Annotated in this window: 14 protein-coding genes and 1 pseudogene; 6 read left to right on the forward strand and 9 right to left on the reverse strand. The window is 68.0% G+C overall.

All coding sequences use genetic code 11. The annotated features are described in order from the left end of the window. Positions 1–98: 98 nt before the first annotated feature. The gene (locus A0J59_RS15560) at positions 99–332 is read right to left on the reverse strand and encodes a hypothetical protein (protein ID WP_064316769.1); all 234 of its coding nucleotides are present in this window, start codon (positions 330–332) and stop codon (positions 99–101) included. A 273-nt stretch (positions 333–605) separates the two neighbouring features. Between A0J59_RS15560 and A0J59_RS21670 the strand changes: the two genes are divergently transcribed. Further along, positions 606–1,112: an HAD domain-containing protein gene (locus tag A0J59_RS21670; RefSeq protein ID WP_156533081.1), complete on the forward strand. Its 507-nt coding sequence runs from the start codon at positions 606–608 to the stop codon at positions 1,110–1,112. Between the two features lie 229 nt (positions 1,113–1,341). Continuing rightward, positions 1,342–2,796 (forward strand): hypothetical protein, encoded by a 1,455-nt coding sequence (locus A0J59_RS15565; RefSeq protein ID WP_156533083.1) that lies wholly within the window; start codon positions 1,342–1,344, stop codon positions 2,794–2,796. Here the strand turns inward: A0J59_RS15565 and A0J59_RS15570 are convergent. Beyond that, entirely contained in the window at positions 2,765–3,655 is an 891-nt protein-coding gene (locus A0J59_RS15570; RefSeq protein ID WP_064316708.1) for a DNA adenine methylase, read from the reverse strand. The two genes, A0J59_RS15565 and A0J59_RS15570, sit on opposite strands and share 32 nt — an antisense overlap. Positions 3,656–4,072: 417 nt before the next feature. On the opposite strand from A0J59_RS15570, the gene A0J59_RS15575 reads away from it, so the two are divergent. The 3 genes and pseudogenes from A0J59_RS15575 (at position 4,073) to A0J59_RS15585 (ending at position 8,903) form a co-directional block, all read left to right on the forward strand. After that, positions 4,073–5,194 (forward strand): DNA sulfur modification protein DndB, encoded by a 1,122-nt coding sequence (locus tag A0J59_RS15575; RefSeq protein WP_064316709.1) that lies wholly within the window; start codon positions 4,073–4,075, stop codon positions 5,192–5,194. 206 nt (positions 5,195–5,400) lie between these two features. Beyond that, a pseudogene (locus A0J59_RS22430) lies at positions 5,401–6,619 on the forward strand (IS3 family transposase); the annotation flags it as partial. Between the two features lie 229 nt (positions 6,620–6,848). Beyond that, positions 6,849–8,903: a hypothetical protein gene (locus tag A0J59_RS15585; RefSeq protein ID WP_082919084.1), complete on the forward strand. Its 2,055-nt coding sequence runs from the start codon at positions 6,849–6,851 to the stop codon at positions 8,901–8,903. A gap of 462 nt (positions 8,904–9,365) precedes the next feature. On the opposite strand, the gene A0J59_RS15590 is transcribed toward A0J59_RS15585, so the two are convergent. Both A0J59_RS15590 and A0J59_RS21685 read right to left on the reverse strand, forming a co-directional pair. After that, positions 9,366–10,001: a Fic family protein gene (locus A0J59_RS15590; protein ID WP_064316712.1), complete on the reverse strand. Its 636-nt coding sequence runs from the start codon at positions 9,999–10,001 to the stop codon at positions 9,366–9,368. After that, complete coding sequence (locus A0J59_RS21685; RefSeq protein ID WP_156533087.1) at positions 9,998–10,150, reverse strand: hypothetical protein; 153 nt, start codon at positions 10,148–10,150, stop codon at positions 9,998–10,000. The genes A0J59_RS15590 and A0J59_RS21685 overlap by 4 nt, the downstream gene beginning before the upstream one ends. A gap of 618 nt (positions 10,151–10,768) precedes the next feature. Here A0J59_RS21685 and A0J59_RS21300 point away from each other — a divergent pair. Further along, positions 10,769–13,471, forward strand: a complete 2,703-nt coding sequence (locus A0J59_RS21300; protein ID WP_156533089.1) for a polysaccharide lyase family 1 protein — start codon at positions 10,769–10,771, stop codon at positions 13,469–13,471. A 141-nt stretch (positions 13,472–13,612) separates the two neighbouring features. Here the strand turns inward: A0J59_RS21300 and A0J59_RS15605 are convergent, their stop codons facing one another. The 5 genes from A0J59_RS15605 to A0J59_RS15625 are packed head-to-tail and all read right to left on the reverse strand — an operon-like array spanning position 13,613 to position 17,648. Continuing rightward, on the reverse strand, positions 13,613–15,088 hold the full coding sequence (locus A0J59_RS15605; protein ID WP_064316713.1) for an NAD-dependent succinate-semialdehyde dehydrogenase: 1,476 nt from the start codon (positions 15,086–15,088) through the stop codon (positions 13,613–13,615). Beyond that, a complete protein-coding gene (locus tag A0J59_RS15610) occupies positions 15,085–15,504 on the reverse strand; it encodes a RidA family protein (protein WP_064316714.1) in 420 nt (139 codons plus the stop codon). The genes A0J59_RS15605 and A0J59_RS15610 overlap by 4 nt, the downstream gene beginning before the upstream one ends. A 13-nt stretch (positions 15,505–15,517) precedes the next feature. Further along, positions 15,518–16,396, reverse strand: a complete 879-nt coding sequence (locus A0J59_RS15615) for a fumarylacetoacetate hydrolase family protein (RefSeq protein ID WP_064316715.1) — start codon at positions 16,394–16,396, stop codon at positions 15,518–15,520. Beyond that, positions 16,393–16,869 (reverse strand): DUF4440 domain-containing protein, encoded by a 477-nt coding sequence (locus A0J59_RS15620; protein WP_064316716.1) that lies wholly within the window; start codon positions 16,867–16,869, stop codon positions 16,393–16,395. Before A0J59_RS15620 ends, A0J59_RS15615 begins: the two co-directional genes overlap by 4 nt. Beyond that, positions 16,866–17,648, reverse strand: a complete 783-nt coding sequence (locus tag A0J59_RS15625) for an SDR family oxidoreductase (RefSeq protein ID WP_064316717.1) — start codon at positions 17,646–17,648, stop codon at positions 16,866–16,868. Before A0J59_RS15625 ends, A0J59_RS15620 begins: the two co-directional genes overlap by 4 nt. Positions 17,649–17,650: the final 2 nt, after the last annotated feature.

Consider the following 17,650-nt stretch of genomic DNA (forward strand, 5'->3'; position numbering starts at 1 on the left):
GGCAGCGGAGATCGCACTCCGTTGTGGCGAGTGATCGGGTTCGGGAGTTGCCGCTCCTGGACCCGTTTTCGCGTCTTCGACGCGCTGCGCCGACTGAATCAGCCCATGTCGGCTCCGCCCTCGTCGTCGAGAGCCTTCGCGAGGAGGTCCGCGTGTACCGCTGTCACTGGCCGGCCTGAAGCACGGGCAGTCTCGTACAGGCGTAGCGCGATGTGCGCAGGAATCCGAGCGTCGAACCGCACCGTCTCGTCGGGCGCGTAGACACGGTCGCGCGATGACGGGCGCCCCGTCCGAGCAGCCGGGATGACCACCGCGCTGTCCTGGTTCTTCACAATCACCACCTCCGTTCGAAACGACCAGCAGCAAAACCCGGATCCGTGGATCCGTCAGCCGGTTGGTCGGACCGAAACGAAGGAGGTGGTGGGACTCCGTCGGTGCCACGAGCGGATGGCCAGGATCGTGACTTGCCCCCGCACGAGGTACGGGCAGCCATCACCAAGGTATGCCCACTGGAGTCCGGAGTCACGAGCGGCACGCGCAGTTGGAAGCGAAACAGCGGACCATGGAGTCGGACGTCTCCGGAGGTGTCGATGAGCCCACGACCCATGCTGATCCTGGACCTCGACGGAGTGATCAGCCCGTTTGGGAGCGAAGCGAAGGACGGGATGGCGGTTGCGCGCGTGGGCGGGTACCTCCTGCTCTACCGCCCAGATGTCATCGCAGGGCTCAACGCCCTCAACAACGAGGGAGACGTCCAGCTTCGATGGCTGACGAGCTGGGGCGACGACGCCCGGACTCACGTCGCCCCGGCGCTCGGCCTATCGGATTTCCCGCTCGTCGGCGAGGACACGAGTGCGCCACCGCGTGGATCGTGGCCGAAACTACGGATCGTTCTCATGAACGTGACTGCAACTACAAGGTTCGCCTGGATCGATGACGATCTGACACCTGCACGGCAACGTCGGATCCATCGGGCGCTTGGCAGCGAGCAATGTCTACTCCTTCGACCTGAGGGAAGGACTGGCCTCACGACCCACGGACTCGATCGGGCGCGGATTTTCCTCGCTTCTTCTGGCCGCAAAGATGATCACAAGGCGCGCTGGGAGCGCTAGTCACTCGCAGTGACGACGATGCTGCTCCGATACCGCGTGTCCAAACCATGCGGCCGCTGGCGTCACGCGAGGATCGGGTCCCGTCCTGTCGCTCGCGCGGAGGGCGGGTGAAGTGCGCAATATGATCGCCACGGGTCAGTAGGCTCGACCTAGGTCGGCGCATGACGTCGGTCATTCGCTGTTTCCGTGGGAGGTGCTTGTGCCTCGGGTTCCTGAGGTCGTCCGCAAGGTGAAGGTCGACGCACTGTCGCTGGACCTGAACAACTACCGGTTCGCCGTCGCTCAGCCCGATGAGGCGATGGCGTTCAACGACCTCTTCGAGGGCGAGGACGTCATGAGCGTCGCCCGCTCGCTTCTGCACGAGGGATACCGGACTAACGAGGTCCCCCTCGTCGTCGAGGAGGAGGGTTGGTATGTCGTGCTCGAGGCCAACCGGCGGGTCAGCGCTCTGCGCGCCCTGCGCGACCCGTCCCTCGTGCCCAATCACCGTCACAAGCTCGAGGCTCTGGTCAAGCGGTACCAGGCGGACGCCGACGATCTGCCAGACGAGATTTACGTAACCGTCTATCCCGACCGCGGGAGCGCGGCTCCGGTTTTGGCACGCCAGCACATCGGCGCGGACAAGAAGAGCTGGGGCCTGGACGAGCAGGCCAGGTTCGTTCTCGCACAGCTCGCTGGCGGGGCGGACGTGGCGACCCTGAAGGCGACGCTGACCGGGATCAAGGACGTACCGCGTCTCGTCAGGATGGGCCGGGTTCGGCAGGCGCTGCACAGCACACCGTTCACCGACCCTGCCCTCGCCTCGTACGCCACCGGGCGCGAGCTGAAGATGTCGGCGTTCGAGTACGCGTACAAGGACCGGGCTCTTCGTCCACTGATGGGCTTCGAGTTCGACGGGGACGGGAACCTCGTCGCGCAGCCGCGCACGCCAGCGCAGGTGGCGGTGCTAGAGCGGCTGCTTCGAGGCTTCGAGGTCGGCGAACTGAGCACACGCAAGGTTCTGAACGACAAGAAGGGCGCTGACTACGCCAAGCTCGTTGACGAGCTGCAGCAGCTCGCAGGCGTAGTGTCCCCCGACGCGCCTGCACCGATACCCACACCACCTACTCCTGCCCCCAGCACCGTCGGTCCTCCCGGGACGCCGCCGCCCGGGGCACCTGACGCGGCCCCGACTACGTCGCCCTCCGGCGGTGGTACCGACACGAAGGTCCCCGGGGCAGCGCTGGTTCGCCCGAACCATCCCGACACCAAGCGCAAGCTCTACGTGACCGTCGACTTCAGCCGGCTGCCGAGCGGGCTCCAGAAGCGGTTTCTCGAGCTGCAGCGAATCGACGTCGAAGCATTTCCGGCGGCTGCCGCGATGCTCCTGCGTTCGGTAGTCGAGTCCTCCGTCAAGCACCACTACGCGGTACGCGGTGACCACCGCGTGTCAGGGACGCTCAACGAGGTCGTGCGGCGGCTGGCCGACGATTACAAGAAGGTGGTCAAGTCGCTCGACAAGCAGATCAGCCTGCTTCAGAACGGACTCTCGCCACGACTGCGTCCTGGCTCGGGAGACTGGTTCAACGCCGCCGCCCACGATCCGAACAGCGTCGTCAACGATCAGCAGGTGCGAGAAGCGTGGCAGGAACTAGAGCCGCTAGTGCGGTTCCTCATCCAGCCTCCGGTATCCTCCACCTCGTGACCAGTGCCTGTGCGACGTCCGGGGAGGCGATCATGAGTTCGTCGGTGAACCCTGGGTGTCGTGCGGAGTAGTTGAGCTCGTAGCGGCTGCGGAAGTGGTGCGCGTAGAGCTTCTCGATGAGAGGCGCTACGTCGTACGTCATGAGCCAGTGAGCACCGTCGACCTCGTCGATGATGCGGGCGAGGGCCTCGTGGTCACGAGCGTCGAATGCGTTGAGGTAGAGCCGGGACCCGGCCTGCACGTACGGCGGGTCGATGTACATCAGCACTGACGGGTCCTGTGCATAGGCGCGGATGACGGTGCGCCCGTCGAGGTCGCTAACGGTGATCCGGTCAGACAGGTCTCCAAGCGCCATAAGACGTTCGGAGAGGGTCTGGCGGTTGAACCGTGCGTCGATCTTGTAGTTACCCTCCTGGGTCAGGCCGCCGATGACGCCGCCGCGCAGCACGCCCGACCGGTTGGTGCGGTTGAGGTAAAAGAAGGCGAACCCCAGAGCCAGGGTGTCCGTCCGGTCACCAGATCGGTAGAGCTCTCGCTGGTGCCTCCATTCGTCGATCGTTAGCGGGACCGTGCGCACCAACTCGACCAGCTTTTCGTTGTACTCCGTGACCGAGCGCCAGAACGCGTAGACGGCGGGGTCGTAGTCGTTAATGACGAGGCGGCGGACGAGCCCCTGCCGGAGCAACGCGATGCCCGCTCCCGCACCGCCTGCGTACGGCTCCACGTAGACCGGATTGTCCAGCCCTAGGTCGTCGACCAAGTCGGCAAAGACCCCTGCCAGGGCTGCCTTGCCGCCGGGGTACCTCAGCGGTGACAGGGTGCCGTACCTGCGCGAGGCACGGATGCTCAGACTCTCCACTAGGCAGACCTCCTGCCAGCTCGGTGTGCGGCGACCCTGCACCGGGTGGAGCAGAACTTCGCATCCGCTCGTGCCACGGCATGCGCACCACACCGCTGACACGTGATAACTAGGCCCCGTCGGCGCATCCGTTCTTGACGGACTCGGTGCGCCAGTCGGGCCAGCTCCTCCTCGCTGGCTTCCGTCACGTCGAGCATGTAACGGATCTTACCGTTACGGACGCCGTCCCAAGCCGAGCTTGGCCAGGAGGTCGAGGAGTCAGCTGCTCTCCGAAGGGCCCACATGCGTCTTGTACCCCCGGTGCTGAACGTCCATACGCGCGCTCTACGTGCATACGTGTGATAGGTGTTAGGGTGACATCCTGGCGCACGTAGAGACGTATCGCGTGCGTATCGACGTATCAACCTAGGAGTAAGCGTGCAGAAGATCGAGCCACTCGCCACCATCCCTGACGTTCGTGAGGTGGACGATGCCGGAGGCATCCACTTCGAAGCCGTCCTCCCGGGTCGAGAGATCCTGTCCTGGATCGACGCCGACCTCATCCGATTCGAGAACAACATCCGGCCCGACTGGCAGGAGAACAGCCGTATGTCTGCGAAGACGCGGCGGAAGGTGAACAACTGGGCTAGGGAGCTGCTCGACGGCAACGGCGTCATCGGGAATCTCTCGATCCGCGTGGACCCGGACCCGCAGGAGACTGACTACGAGTTGGAGGACGGAACGTTCGTGCTCTACAAGGGGCACTTCGACACCGCGGTCGACTCCCAGTCGCGGATCACCGCCTTGCGGTTGGCGGCACAGAACTACGCGACGATGAACCCGGACGCTGTGAGCATCTACGACCGTCGGTTCGCGGTCCGGATCTGGATCGCCGACGAGAAGACGGCCGCGCGCGTTGCGGCCAAGTTCAACACCGAGGGCGAGAAGGTTAACGAGACCGCGGCCAAGTGGGCACACTCGGACGAGTTCACCACGGACGATCTGGCGAACCGGCTCGTCCGTGGCTCCAAGCACCTGCGGCACAACGTGGAGATCCTCAAGAACTCGGTCTCGGCGTCCTCCGCGAAGATCTTCGCCTTCAACACCCTTTCGAAGGCGCTGCAGGATCACTGGTCGGACATCCCCTACAGCGCGGAGGACCGGGACGAGCAGGTCGCGTTCCTCATCGAGTTCTGGGACCACCTCGTCGATGTCCGCCCCGAGTTCGGCATGCTGCCCATCGAGAAGCGGAGGGAGATCCGCGGGTCCTCGCTGGCCGGTACCGCCCTGTCGATCCACGGCGTGGCCGCCGTCGCCGCTCGCATCTGGGCGACCGAAGACAAGGACATGACGTGCCTCAATGTGCTCGCCGAACCCGCCAAGACGGGCAACGGTGCGCACGAGGTCGACTACTTCTCCTACAGCAACCCTTTGTGGCAGCGCCTCGGGGTTCTCGTCTCGTCGGTCACCTCCGCCGGAGACACGCGCCTCACCGTGCGTTCCTCGTTCCAGACCCGCAAGGCCGTCGCGGACTCGCTCGTCGCGCGGGTCGGATTCTAGAAGCCCACGTGTCCCTTCGGCACTTTTGCCGAGAGTAGCTGGGGAGCGCTAGGAGGGAGGCGGCGCCTCGGCGCCGCCTCCCTCATGTTCCCTCCCCGACGGGATCGGACGGTTGCTAACGCTGGACGTTGGAACTCGCCTCTCTCCAGACTGGCCGCAGTGTTGGGACTGCCCCAAGATCGATTGACTCCTGATCTGTGACGACTGTGGTCCTCGCTGGAAGGACGTCCCCGTACCCGAGCCCCATCCCGCATGAGTTCTGTCGTGATGTGGTTGCCGTGGCCTGTCAGGGCGGCTCGGTCGCTCAGATCTCGAAGGACTTCGGGATCACCGAGTCCTGTGTTCGTGACTGGCTCAAGGCGGCCGATGTCGATGACGGTGTGCAGCCCGGTGTGACGAAGCAGGAGTCCGCCGAGTTGCGTGAGCTCAAGCGTCGGAACCGTCAGCTCGAGCAGGAAGTCGAGATCCTGCGCCGGGCGGCGGCGTACTTCGCCAACGAGATCTCCCCAAAATGGCATACCCGCTGGTCGGTGACCTGGCCGCGGACGAAACCCCCGTCACGGTGACCTGCCGGGTACTTGGGTTCTCCAAGCGGGCCTACTCGCGTGGAAGGCCCGCCCTGCCACGCCCGCAGACCTGCAGCGGGCGTACCTGATCAACGCCGCCATGGGCGTGCATCGTGACGACCCGAAGTTCGGGTCCCGGTTCGTCGCCAACGAGCTGACCGACGTCGGTCTTCAGGTGTCGGCGAACACGGTCTAGTCGCTGTGCCGCGTAGCCGGCATCGTCTCCCCCGTCCACCGCCGACGCCGGTCGGGGAAGAAGACTGGCCCGCCCGTGCACGACGACCTCGTTCAACGACAGTTCACTGCTGATGGTCCGGACCGGTTGTGGCTCATGGACATCGCCGAGCACCCCACCGTCGAGGGCAAGCACTGGCAAGCTCTACCTGTGCGCGATCAAGGACGCCTGGTCCGGGCGGATCGTGGGCTACTCGATGGACTCACGCATGAAGTCCTCGCTCGTCGTCGCCGCGCTCAACAACGCCACCGCCCTACGCCCGGCCACCCCCGTGACCGCGGGGCAGACCGGCCCGATCCGCCACTCGGACCGCGGCAGTGAATTTCTGCTCCAGGTGCTTCGTGGTCGCGCTGTATCACCACGGCATCACCGGCTCACGGGCAGCGTCGGCGCCGCCGGAGACAACGCCGCCGGAGACAACGCCGCCATGGAGAGCTTCCTCGCCCTGCTGCGGAAGAACGTCCTCAACCGCAACGCTGGGGCACCCGCGACGAGCTGCGCCTGGCGATCATCACCTGGATCGAGAACACCTAGCAGCGGTGCAGACGCCAAGCCTGACTCGGACGCATGACACCCGTCGAGCTCGAGACCGTCTACGCTGCCAACACCCTGGCCCTCGCGGCCTGCTCGAAGAGTCAACCGATGCTGGGGCAGTCCCGGGTGGTGAACGCGATCGCGAAGTGCGTCGCCTTCCGTCTCGGTGCGCAGGCTCGGCATCCGCGGGTGGTCCCACCGACGGCGGCGAGTGGAGACGAGTGTCCTACTGGGCCTGGTGTCGCGTCCTGCGGGGCGACGTTGAAACTCATGGACCAGCCCGCTGTGCGCGGTGCTCTGTCTGTGCTTTGATCGGCACGTGCCTACCCAGTACAACTTCGATGATGTTGTTGCAGCGATCGGCAGCCCGGCGTTCATCGGTGATAGCCTGTCTGCTTTCGCGGTGAGCGACAACGACTCGTTCTTTGTCAGCCCTGAACTCGTCGTCAAGGAGGGCCTGGGCGACCTGGGCGCTCAGGTTGTGCTCATCTCTGCACGCGGAGCGGCAGGAAAGAGTACCGCTGCTGCCGAGCTCTCTCGCCGTCTCAAGGTCCCACTCTGGAAGCTTGAGGATGATCATGCGGTCGGCGCGACGGCGCTTGACTACAACCTGAGCCGGTACTTGAGGGTGCCCGACGCAGAGGCGAGCATCGCCGATCTCGATCGGCCGCTAGTCCTGATCGACTCTCTTGACGAGGCGCGCGCGCGCGTCTCGGGAACGTCCTGGAGCGAGTTCCTTGAGTCCATCGCGAACTACGCGCGAAGAGGCTGCCGGTTCGTCCTGCTCGGCCGTGAGCGGACTCTCGAGGAGGCGTGGCTTACCCTTGCCGACGCGCAGACGACCCTCGCCTGGCTTGAAGTGTCACATTTCGGCTCGCACCAGCGGCTCGAGTACGTCGATGGCCGCGTCAATGCGAGGGCGAAGTCCGGTGCCGTCATCGACCACCCGCACTACGCGGCCGCCCGCGACGCCGTCATCGGGTCCCTGACCGGGCCCGCCCTCGACGGGAGTGGCGAGGCGTTCGCAGGGTATGCGCCCGTTCTCGACGCCGTTGCTGCGGTGCTCTACGGGTCGAGCAACCTGTTCGACATCGCCAATCAGTTCAGCATGACCGCGGCGAGTACGCGCCACCTCGAGGTTCTGCAGACCATCTTGGATGACCTTCTTCGACGTGACCAGGGCAAAATGCGGCCTCTCGCGGCACAACTCGGCCTCGACCCCGAGCAGACATACACGCCAGGCGAGCAGATCGACTGGCTGTGCCACGACCTGCTCGGGGCGCCTGCCCCGACCCTTGACCACATCACGAGTGCTGAGACACGAGACAGCTACATCCAGGGGGTTCGCTCGTTTGTGGACGACCACCCCTTCCGCAACGAGACCAACTGGGCGAGCGCCGTGTTTACCGCCTTCGTTGCGTCGCGTCGCTTCGGGTCCACGTTTACCGGTAAGAGTCTGGTAGAGGTCGGCAACGCATCGGGACTCCTGTTCGACCTGGTGGCGCTCGCCGGGGATGTGACTCTCATCGATGAGTGGCAGTTTGCGGCTCTGCACGCCTCAGTCACTGCTGGCGAGTACAGCGGGTCGCTGTCGACGGTCCTGCTCAGGCAGGGTCCTGATGGTGGTTTCGATGTCGACCTCAAGGTGTTCCGGAGGGACCAACCGATTGTTGGCTCGTTTACGCTCGTTCCCGAGGACCTTGACGAACTCTGCCTGTTCGGACCGCTCGAAGGCCTAACGGTGCAGACCAGCGGCCGCGTCGTTGTCCCCGTGCACCATCCGTCGACCGTCCTGGGTCCGGACTTGTTCATTCGGTGCGGGGACCTCGTAGTCGAGGGTGCCTCTATCGAGTTCGCGAACCGAGCTGTGCCGGGCCAGGATGAGGACCCGTCGGTCGGCATGGTCATTCTTGAGGTCGAAGGGCACCTTGCCCTGCCGCCGCAGATTGCGCGTGGACCCCTGACAGGCGACTTTGAGCTCCGCGTCCCAGCAGCCACGACGCTCGCTTACCCGTGGCATGAGTACCGTCAGCTCCTTGAGGATCCCGCGGCCGTTGACACCTCGGATCGGGCCGTGAGGTTCCTCAACATGCTCATGAATCTCACCCGCACGCACGGTCACTCTGGTGAGCGGGGTTCCTTCGTCAAGAAGCTTGAAGGCCGACAGTCCGTCAAGGGCAGCGAATTTACGCGTGCCGCCGCGGTTCTCGACGCGTTTGGAGTCGCTCACGTTGACGGCGACATGATCTACATTCGTGCCGATTTCGAGCAGCACAGGTTTAGCGGCAAGACCCTTCCGGGTCAACGAGTGATCGGCGACGTATGGGACGTTTGGGGCCCGATCGCGGAGGCCATCAGTAACGCGCTCGACTGAGGCCTGCGTCGACCGCAGGGGGCCGCGGAGCAGGTGTGCTTGGCGGAGCGGACTGGTGCCCCGTGGCTTCCCGATCGCCGCAGGTCAGGGCAATCGAAACGTCCCATGTGGAAAGGGCTTCGACTTCTGAGTCGAAAGACCTTCGGAGAGTCCCGGTTAGGTGATCCTGGCCGCGACTTTCTGCGCCCCAGGTCGGTGCGGAGCGGTGTACGACGGCGTTCGACAGCTCTGCGCGTGGCCGGCCAGGGTCCTTGGGGTCTTGGGATGGGTTGGGCGGTGCGCGGAGGCGTCGGAAGGTACCTCAGGCCGCCGCACGGCCACTGCTCCGGCTATCGTCGAAACGTCAGTCCGAGCTTCACCTGAAACCGGGGTGCGTGACTGGCCGTGCCTCCGCGGCGTAGCAAGGGCAACGCTCCTCTGGCGAACGAGGGAATGCCCAGCACTACGGGCGTTGGGTGACGTTCAACCCTCCTCGACCGCGACAAGGCCGACCAGGTCTGCGAGCTCACTGGGGTCGCGGGCCTGGTCGAATCGGCGCAAGGCTGGGATGTAGAGCGTCTTGTCCAGGTCCCAGTCAAACACGACCGCCGGCTCGTCATCGGGCGTCGCTGCGAGCAGGACAAGGTCGGCCAACAGTCGGGTTGACCTGCCGTTGCCGTCGACGAACGGGTGGATCCGCACAGCCTCGGCGTGCGTGGCAATCGCCAACTGCTTGACCGTCCAGTCCGGCGCGTGTTCCCAGCGGTATCGCAGGTTCTCGAGGGTGGATCGCAGCTCGACCGCGATCATGACCGGGTCGATGCCGATGCTGAGCTCGCGCTGGCGGTATACGCCCGCCCAGGTCCAGATGTTCTCGTAGAGGCGAGCGTGCAGATCCCGAAGCGTCCAGTCGGTCAGCAGATCGGTCAGGGACAGCTCGCCCGCCGCGGCGCGCACCACGAACGCTTCGCGCACCGCGTCCTCGTACGCCTGCTCCAGCTCATAGACCGAGGTCTTCGTCACCGGGTCTCCGATCGCCTCGGCGACCTCCGGCAGAAGGGCGTCTAGCTCCTCGAAGTCGAGCGGCGTGCTGCCGTAGTCCGGGTCGAGCCCGCTCACTTCGTCCGCGCGGGGCGTGCCGCGACATAGCGGCCGGTGACCGCAGAGCGCGTCGAGGACTTGACGGCGCGACCTTCGAGCTTCGCCGACGCTCTCGTCGAGCGAACTGCTACCCGTGCGGCGTCGCTCGCGCTGATCTTCTTGGCCATCTGCCCACCTCCGTCGCAGTCTTCTCCAGAATAGCGCCGGGCCCAGCGCCGGCGACCTGCCGGTCGACACGGCGAGTGCGGCCTCATGTCCGATGGCCCACGGTGTGCCTCGATGCCCAGTCTCGGTGTGCCTGGAAGCGATGCCTTACCGGTACGCGTGCTGGTCAGCGAGTTTCCGGAACCACCCACGTGGCGAGGGCTTCGACGTCACAGTCGGAAGGCCCGCGCAAGAGTCCCGGTCAGGTGATCCTGACCGGGACTTCTTGCATCCCGGGCTCCTCCTGATCCGATCCCCCACGCCGGGGGGCGTGGAGCGCTCCCCCGCCATCGGGTCGGCAGGAGTCAAGAACTAGTCAAGTGTCTGCGGCTTGCGCAATGGGAAACCGGTATCCTACGATCGAGAAACCGGTTACCCAGATCTCGACCCCATCTGAACGCCTCGACGAGCTCTTCCGAGGCGGGCTGCCCGACGTCGTCGTCGGCCGGCCGCGCAGGGCGCACGACCCGGCGCCCGCGCACCAGGACGAGGTCGTCGCGTCGACCGATGCGAACGCGGACCTGGAGCCGTGAGTCACCACGCACTGCCCCCAGTTCGATGACGAAAGGTGAGGCACCACGATGAGACGACCCGTCGCACGACGACTGCTCGCGGCCACCGCCGCGACGGCCCTGGCGGCCACGATGGGCGTGACAGCCCTGACGACGACCGCGAACGCGGCCGTGACCGGCAGCCCGACCGGCTACGCGACCCAGAACGGCGGCACGACCGGTGGCGCCGGCGGACAGACCGTCCGCGCCACGACCGGCACCCAGATCCACGCGGCCCTGTGCAACCGGGCCAGTGACGACACCCCGATCGTCATCGAGGTCGAGGGCACCATCAACCACGGCAACACGGCGAAGGTCTCGGGCGACAGCTGCAACACGGCGGCCGGCGTGATCGAGCTCAAGCAGATCAGCAACGTGACGATCGTCGGCGTCGGCAACGGCGCGACGTTCGACCAGCTGGGCATCCACATCCGTGAGGCCAGCAACATCATCATCCAGAACGTCACCGTGAAGAACGTCAAGAAGTCGGGCTCGCCCACGTCGAACGGCGGCGACGCCATCGGCATGGAGAGCGGCGTCCGCAACGTGTGGGTGGACCACGTGACGCTCGAGGCGTCGGGCGGGGAGTCCGAGGGCTACGACGGCCTCTTCGACATGAAGGCGGGCGTCCAGTACGTGACGCTGTCCTACAGCATCCTGCGCAACTCCGGCCGCGGCGGCCTCATCGGCTCGAGCGAGAGCGACACGTCCAACGGGTTCGTGACGTTCCACCACAACAAGTACGAGAACCTCGACTCGCGCACGCCGCTGCTGCGCGGCGGCATCGCCCACATCTACAACAACCACTACGTGCAGCTCAACGAGTCCGGGATCAACTCGCGGGCCGGGGCGAAGGCGAAGGTCGAGAACAACTACTTCGAGGACTCCAAGGACGTCCTCGGCACGTTCTACACCGACCAGAAGGGCACCTGGCAGGTCGCCGGGAACGTCCTCGACAACGTCACGTGGTCGAGCCCGAGCGGTGACATCCAGCCGGCCGGCCCGAACCTGACCTCCACGACGTCGGTCAGCATCCCCTACTCCTACACGCTCGACGGCGCGAGCTGCGTGCCGAACCTCGTGAACCAGACCGCGGGCGCGAACAAGGGCCTCAAGGTCTCGGACGGCTCGTGCACGCCGCAGACGCCGGACCCCGACCCCACCGACCCGACGGACCCGACCGACCCGACGGACCCGGGTCCCGTCGACCCGACGGACCCGCCGGAGCCGGGCGCCGAGACGATCTACGTCGCCCCGAACGGCAGCGCGAGCGCGGCCGGCACGCTGTCGGCGCCGACGACGCTCCCCGTCGCGATCGAGCGCGTCGCCTCGGGCGGCGAGATCTTCCTGCGCGGCGGCACGTACGACCTGTCGTCGACCGTGACGATCGAGCCGGGCAACGACGGCACGTCGGGCGACCGCACCCTGCTGTCCGCGTACCCCGGGGAGCGGCCCGTGCTGAACTTCTCGGCGCAGGCGGAGAGCTCGGCGAACCGCGGCCTCGCGATCGGCGGCGACTGGTGGCACGTCTACGGCATCGTGGTCGAGCACGCGGGCGACAACGGCATCCTGCTCGGCGGCAGCAACAACGTCATCGAGCGCGTCGTGACCCGCTACAACCACGACACCGGCCTGCAGCTCTCCCGTCTCGTGGCGGGCGCCCCGGCGAGCGAGTGGCCGTCGAACAACCTGATCCTCAGCAGCGAGTCGCACGACAACGCGGACTCGGACGGCGAGGACGCGGACGGCTTTGCCGCCAAGCTCACGTCGGGCCCGGGGAACGTGTTCCGGAACACCGTGGCGCATCACAACATCGACGACGGCTGGGACCTGTACACGAAGTCCGACACCGGGCCGATCGGGCCCGTGACGATCGAGAGCTCGCTCGCCTACGAGAACGGCACGCTCTCCGACGGCGGCCAGGCCGGTGCGGGCGACCGCAACGGGTACAAGCTCGGTGGCGAGGACATCAAGGTCAACCACGTCGTGCGGAACTCGTTCGCGGTGGACAACGGTAAGCACGGGTTCACGTACAACTCGAACCCCGGCTCCATCACCGTCAGCGGCAACGTCGCGGTCGGCAACGCCGAGCGCAACTTCAGCTTCGACGCCGGGACCCACCGGTTCAGCGGCAACGTGTCGTGCGACTCCGGGGCGAACGACAAGACGGTCGGCACGGACGCGGGCGGCAACTCGTTCTGGTCCGGCTCGAACGGGTCGGCCTGCTCCGCGTACGACGGCGAGCTCGGCTGGTCGTTCGCGGCGGACGGCTCGCTCCGGGTCACCTTCGGCGGCGAGCCGACGAACCCGACCGACCCGACCGACCCCACGGACCCGACGGACCCGACCGACCCGACCGGCCCGCCGTCGGGCACCAACCTCAGCATCGGCGCCGGCGCGGACGGCTCGAGCAAGGGCAGCGGGACGAGCTACGGCAACGCGATCGACGGCAGCACCGCCACCTGGTGGTCGCCCAGCGGCTCGACGGGGACCCTCTCCGTCAAGTGGGGCACCGCGACGACCGTGGGCCGGGTCGTCGTCAAGGAGGCCGCGGGCGGCGGCAGCATCGGGACGTGGCGCCTCGTGAACAACGACACGGGCGCCGTCCTCAAGACGGGCAGCGGCGCGGGGACCATCACGTTCACCGCGACGTCGCTCAAGAAGATCAACCTCGAGATCACCGGCGCGTCGGGCACTCCCCGCGTCGCCGAGCTCGAGACCTACGCCGGGTAGCCCGACCCTCCTCCGGGAGACCCGTGCACGACCCCGGGCGGGACCACCTGGTCCCGCCCGGGCTCGACGACGGCCCCGCCGCGCCGTCCGCGGCGGGGCCGTCCTTCTCCGTCGGCCCGTGCCGGGCGGTCTCGCCCCGCCTCAGGGGGCGAAGGGGTCGGCGGTCAGCGTGTACTTGGTCTGCAGGTACTCGTGGATGCCCTCGGCGCCGCCCTCGCGGCCGAGACCGGACATCTTCCAGCCGCCGAACGGGGCAGCGGCGTCGGAGACCACGCCCACGTTGAGCCCCATCATCCCGGTCTCCAGCCGCTCGATCATCCGCTGGCCACGCGCGAGGTCGCGCGTGTAGACGTAGGAGACGAGCCCGTACTCCGTGTCGTTGGCGATGCGCACGGCCTCGTCCTCGTCGTCGAACGGGACGATCGCGAGCACGGGCCCGAAGATCTCCTCGCGCAGCACGGCGCTGTCCGGCGGGACGTCGCTCAGCACGGTGGCGGCGAAGAAGCTGCCGGGCCCGTCCATCGCCGCACCGCCGGTCCGCAGGTTCGCTCCGCGCTCGACGGCGTCCCGCACGAGCGCGGCGCTCGCGGCGACCGCGCGCCGGTCGATCAAGGGCCCGACGGTCACCCCCTCCTCCGTCCCCCGCCCGGTGCGGAACGTCTGGACACGCTCGGTCACGCGGCGCGCGAACTCCTCGGCGACCGAGCGGTGCACCAGGAACCGGTTGGCGGCCGTGCACGCCTGCCCGACGTTGCGGAACTTGGCGAGGATCGCACCCTCGACGGCGCGGTCCAGGTCCGCGTCGTCGAACACGAGGAAAGGCGCGTTGCCGCCGAGCTCCATCGACGTCCGCAGGACGCCCGCGGCGGCCTGTTCGAGGAGCCGCTGCCCGACCGGCGTCGAGCCCGTGAACGACAGCTTGCGCAGGCGGGGGTCACGGAGGATCGCCTCGGAGACCGGGGCGGTGCGCGTCGTCGTGACGACGTTGACGACGCCCGGGGGCACTCCGGCCTCCGCGAGGATCGAGGCGAGGAGCAGCGTCGTCAGCGGCGTGAGCGTGGCGGGCTTGACCACGACCGTGCACCCGGCGGCGAGCGCCGGAGCGATCTTGCGCGTGGCCATGGCCAGGGGGAAGTTCCACGGCGTGATGAGGAAGCACGGCCCCACGGGGTGCTGCGTGACGACCGTGCGCCCAGACCCGGCGGGGCTCGGGCCGTACCGCCCCTGGACGCGCGGGGCCTCCTCGCCGAACCAGCGCAGGAACTCCGCGCCGTACCGCACCTCGGCACGCGCCTCGGCGAGCGGCTTGCCCATCTCGACCGTCATGAGGAGCGCGAGGTCGTCGGCGCGCTCCTGCACCAGGTCGAAGGCGCGGCGCAGGATCTCGCCGCGCTCGCGCGCGGGCGTGGACGCCCAGGCGGGGAAGGCGCCGCACGCGGCGTCGAGTGCGGCCACGCCGTCCGCGACGGTCGCGTCCGCGATCTCCTTGACGCGCTGCCCCGTGGCCGGGTCCTCGACGCCGAGCACGGCGCCGTCGGCGGCGGGACGCCACGCCCCGCCGACGAAGAGGCCGTCCGGGACGGTCGCGAGGAGCGCCGTCTCGCGCGGGTCGTTCATGGGTGCTCCTTCGTGGGGGACGGTGCCAGGACGGCGAGGAGGTCGGCCTGGACGAGCGTGCCGCGGTCGAGCTCAGCCGCGACGACCTGCCGGGCCGGGCGTGACGCCGGGTCGGGGAACATGGCCGCCCACTCGCGGTTCAGCGCCTCCCGCTCGCGGTAGTCGACGACGCGGACAGTCATCGTGAGGACGTCGTCGGGCGAGCCGCCCGCGACCGCCAGGAGCGCACGGACGTGGGCGAACAGGTTCACGCACTGGGTGTCGAGGTCTGCCGGCAGCTCGCGCGTCACCGGGTCCCGGCCGGTGAGCACGCCGGACGCCAGGAACGGGCCGATGCGGCTCGCGACCGGCACGGGGTTCTCGTGGCCGAACCCGGGGAGCGCGACGCTGACGCGGCGGGGTACGTCGTCGGTCATGGGGCGGCCCGCCTCAGGACGCCGCCACGACGCGGTTCTCGAGAGCCCCGAGGCCCTCGATCTCCGCGCGCACGACGTCGCCCACCTTCAGGAAGCGACCCGTGGGAGCCCCGATCCCCGACGGCGTCCCGGTGGCCAGCACGTCGCCGGGCATGAGCGTCATCACCTGGGAGAGATAGGCGATCTGCTCGTAGACGTCGTAGATCATGTCGTTCGTCCGCCAGTCCTGGCGCACCTCGCCGTTGATGGTGAGGCGCATGCTCAGGTCGAGAGGGTCGTCGATCTCGTCGTCCGTGGTGAGCCAGGGTCCGAGCGGGCCGTGCGTGTCGAACGACTTGCCGAGCGTGAACGTCGGCGACAGCTTCATGAGCCAGTCGCGCACGGAGACGTCGTTCGCGACGACGTAACCGGCGATCACGGACCGGGCGCCGCGCACGTCGACGTCCTTGCAGCGGCGCCCGATGACGACCCCGAGCTCGATCTCGTAGTCCAGCTCCTCGGACACGTCGGGCTTTACGACGTCGGCGCGGGGTCCGACGATGCACGACACCTGCTTGTTGAACCAGAGCTGGCTCGTGGGGATCGGGATGCCGGCCTGGCGCGCCTCCTCGGCGTGCTCCTTGTAGTTCATGCCGATGCCGAGGTACTTCTGCGGGTCGTCGACCGGCGCCTCGAGCACGACGTCGGCGACGGCGTACGACGGGCCGTCGGCCGCGAGCACCGCGTCGCGCAGGTCGTCGAGCGACGGGAGGATCGCGCGCAGCGAGGTCCCGACGCCAGGGACGTCGGAGACGTCGGTGACGCGCGCGGCAGCGAGGTCGCCGTCGGGGACGTCCACCCGGCCGAGCCGGACCGGGGAGTCGGCGGACGCGCGGAATCGTGCGATCTTCATGGGTTCTCGTCTCCGTCGTTCGTGGTGGTCGTGCCCTGGGCGGCGAGCTCGGAGGGCAGCGCGCCCCACTCCTGCTTCCCGTCCGGGGTCATCTGGAAGCTGACGAACCGCCAGCGGCCGTCAGGGCCGCGGTGCAGGACCTGGGTGGCGACGCCGGCGAGGGTCCGCTCGCCGCCCTCGGCCGTCCGCAGCCGGTTGGAGATCCGGCCCGTCACCACGACGACGTCGTCCCCGACCGTGCGCACGACGAGGTCCGCGCGGGTCACGTCGAGGTAGGCGTGGCGGGTGGCGACGTGCTCCAGGAGCAGCGCCTTGGTGTGGATCAGGCCCGGTGCGTGGACGTGGACCAGGGAGTCGTCGAACAGCGCGTCCAGCGCGTCGAGGTCGTGCGCGACCAGGGCCGCGCGACGCGCTTCCTCGACGGCGATCACCTCGGCACGGGTCGTCGGGTCCGCGACCCGCACCGCGCTCATACGAGGCCCCGGTAGGCGCCGCCGTCGAGCTGGACGTTCTGGCCCGTGAGGTACCCGGCCTGCGTGCTGCACAGGAACGCGCAGGCGTCGCCGAGCTCGTCGGGCCGACCGAACCGGCCCGCCGGCACCTCGGCCACGATCTGACGCCTCGCCTCGTCGCGGTCGATCCCGAGGTCCGCCATACGCCGTCGCACCATGACCTCCTGGCGTGGGGTGTCGAAGCGTTCGGGGAGCAGGTTGTTCACCGTGACCCCGTCCGCGGCCGCCGTCCGGCTCACGGACTTCGCGACGGCGGTGAGGGCGGCCCGTGCCGAGGCCGACAGCCCCATGTCGGCGGCCGGGCTCTTCACCATCGCCGACGTGATGTTGACGACGCGGCCGAACCCGCGGGCGCGCATGCCCGGCACGTAGGCGCGGATCAGCTCGACGGCGGGCACGGCGTTCGCGCGCAGGGCCGCCACGAGGGCTTCCTCGTCCCAGTCGTCGAGCGACCCGGGTGGCGGCCCCGCGTTGTTGTTCACGAGGACGTCGACCTCGGGGAGGGCGCCGACGATCGCGTCGCGGCCCGTCCGGGTGGTGAGGTCGCCCACGACGACCGAGACGACGGCGTCGGGCACGTGCTCGCGCAGGGTGTCCGCCGCCGCGGCGAGCCGACCGGCGTCGCGCCCGTTGAGCGTGACCTCCGCGCCCTCGCGCGCGAGGGAGGTCGCGCACGCGAGCCCGAGCCCCTGGGACGAGGCCGTGACGAGCGCGACGCGACCGCGCAGTCCGAGATCCATGG

Origin of the sequence: Cellulosimicrobium sp. I38E, assembly GCF_001647255.1 — a bacterium.
Taxonomy (GTDB): Bacteria; Actinomycetota; Actinomycetes; order Actinomycetales; family Cellulomonadaceae; genus Cellulosimicrobium; species Cellulosimicrobium cellulans_E.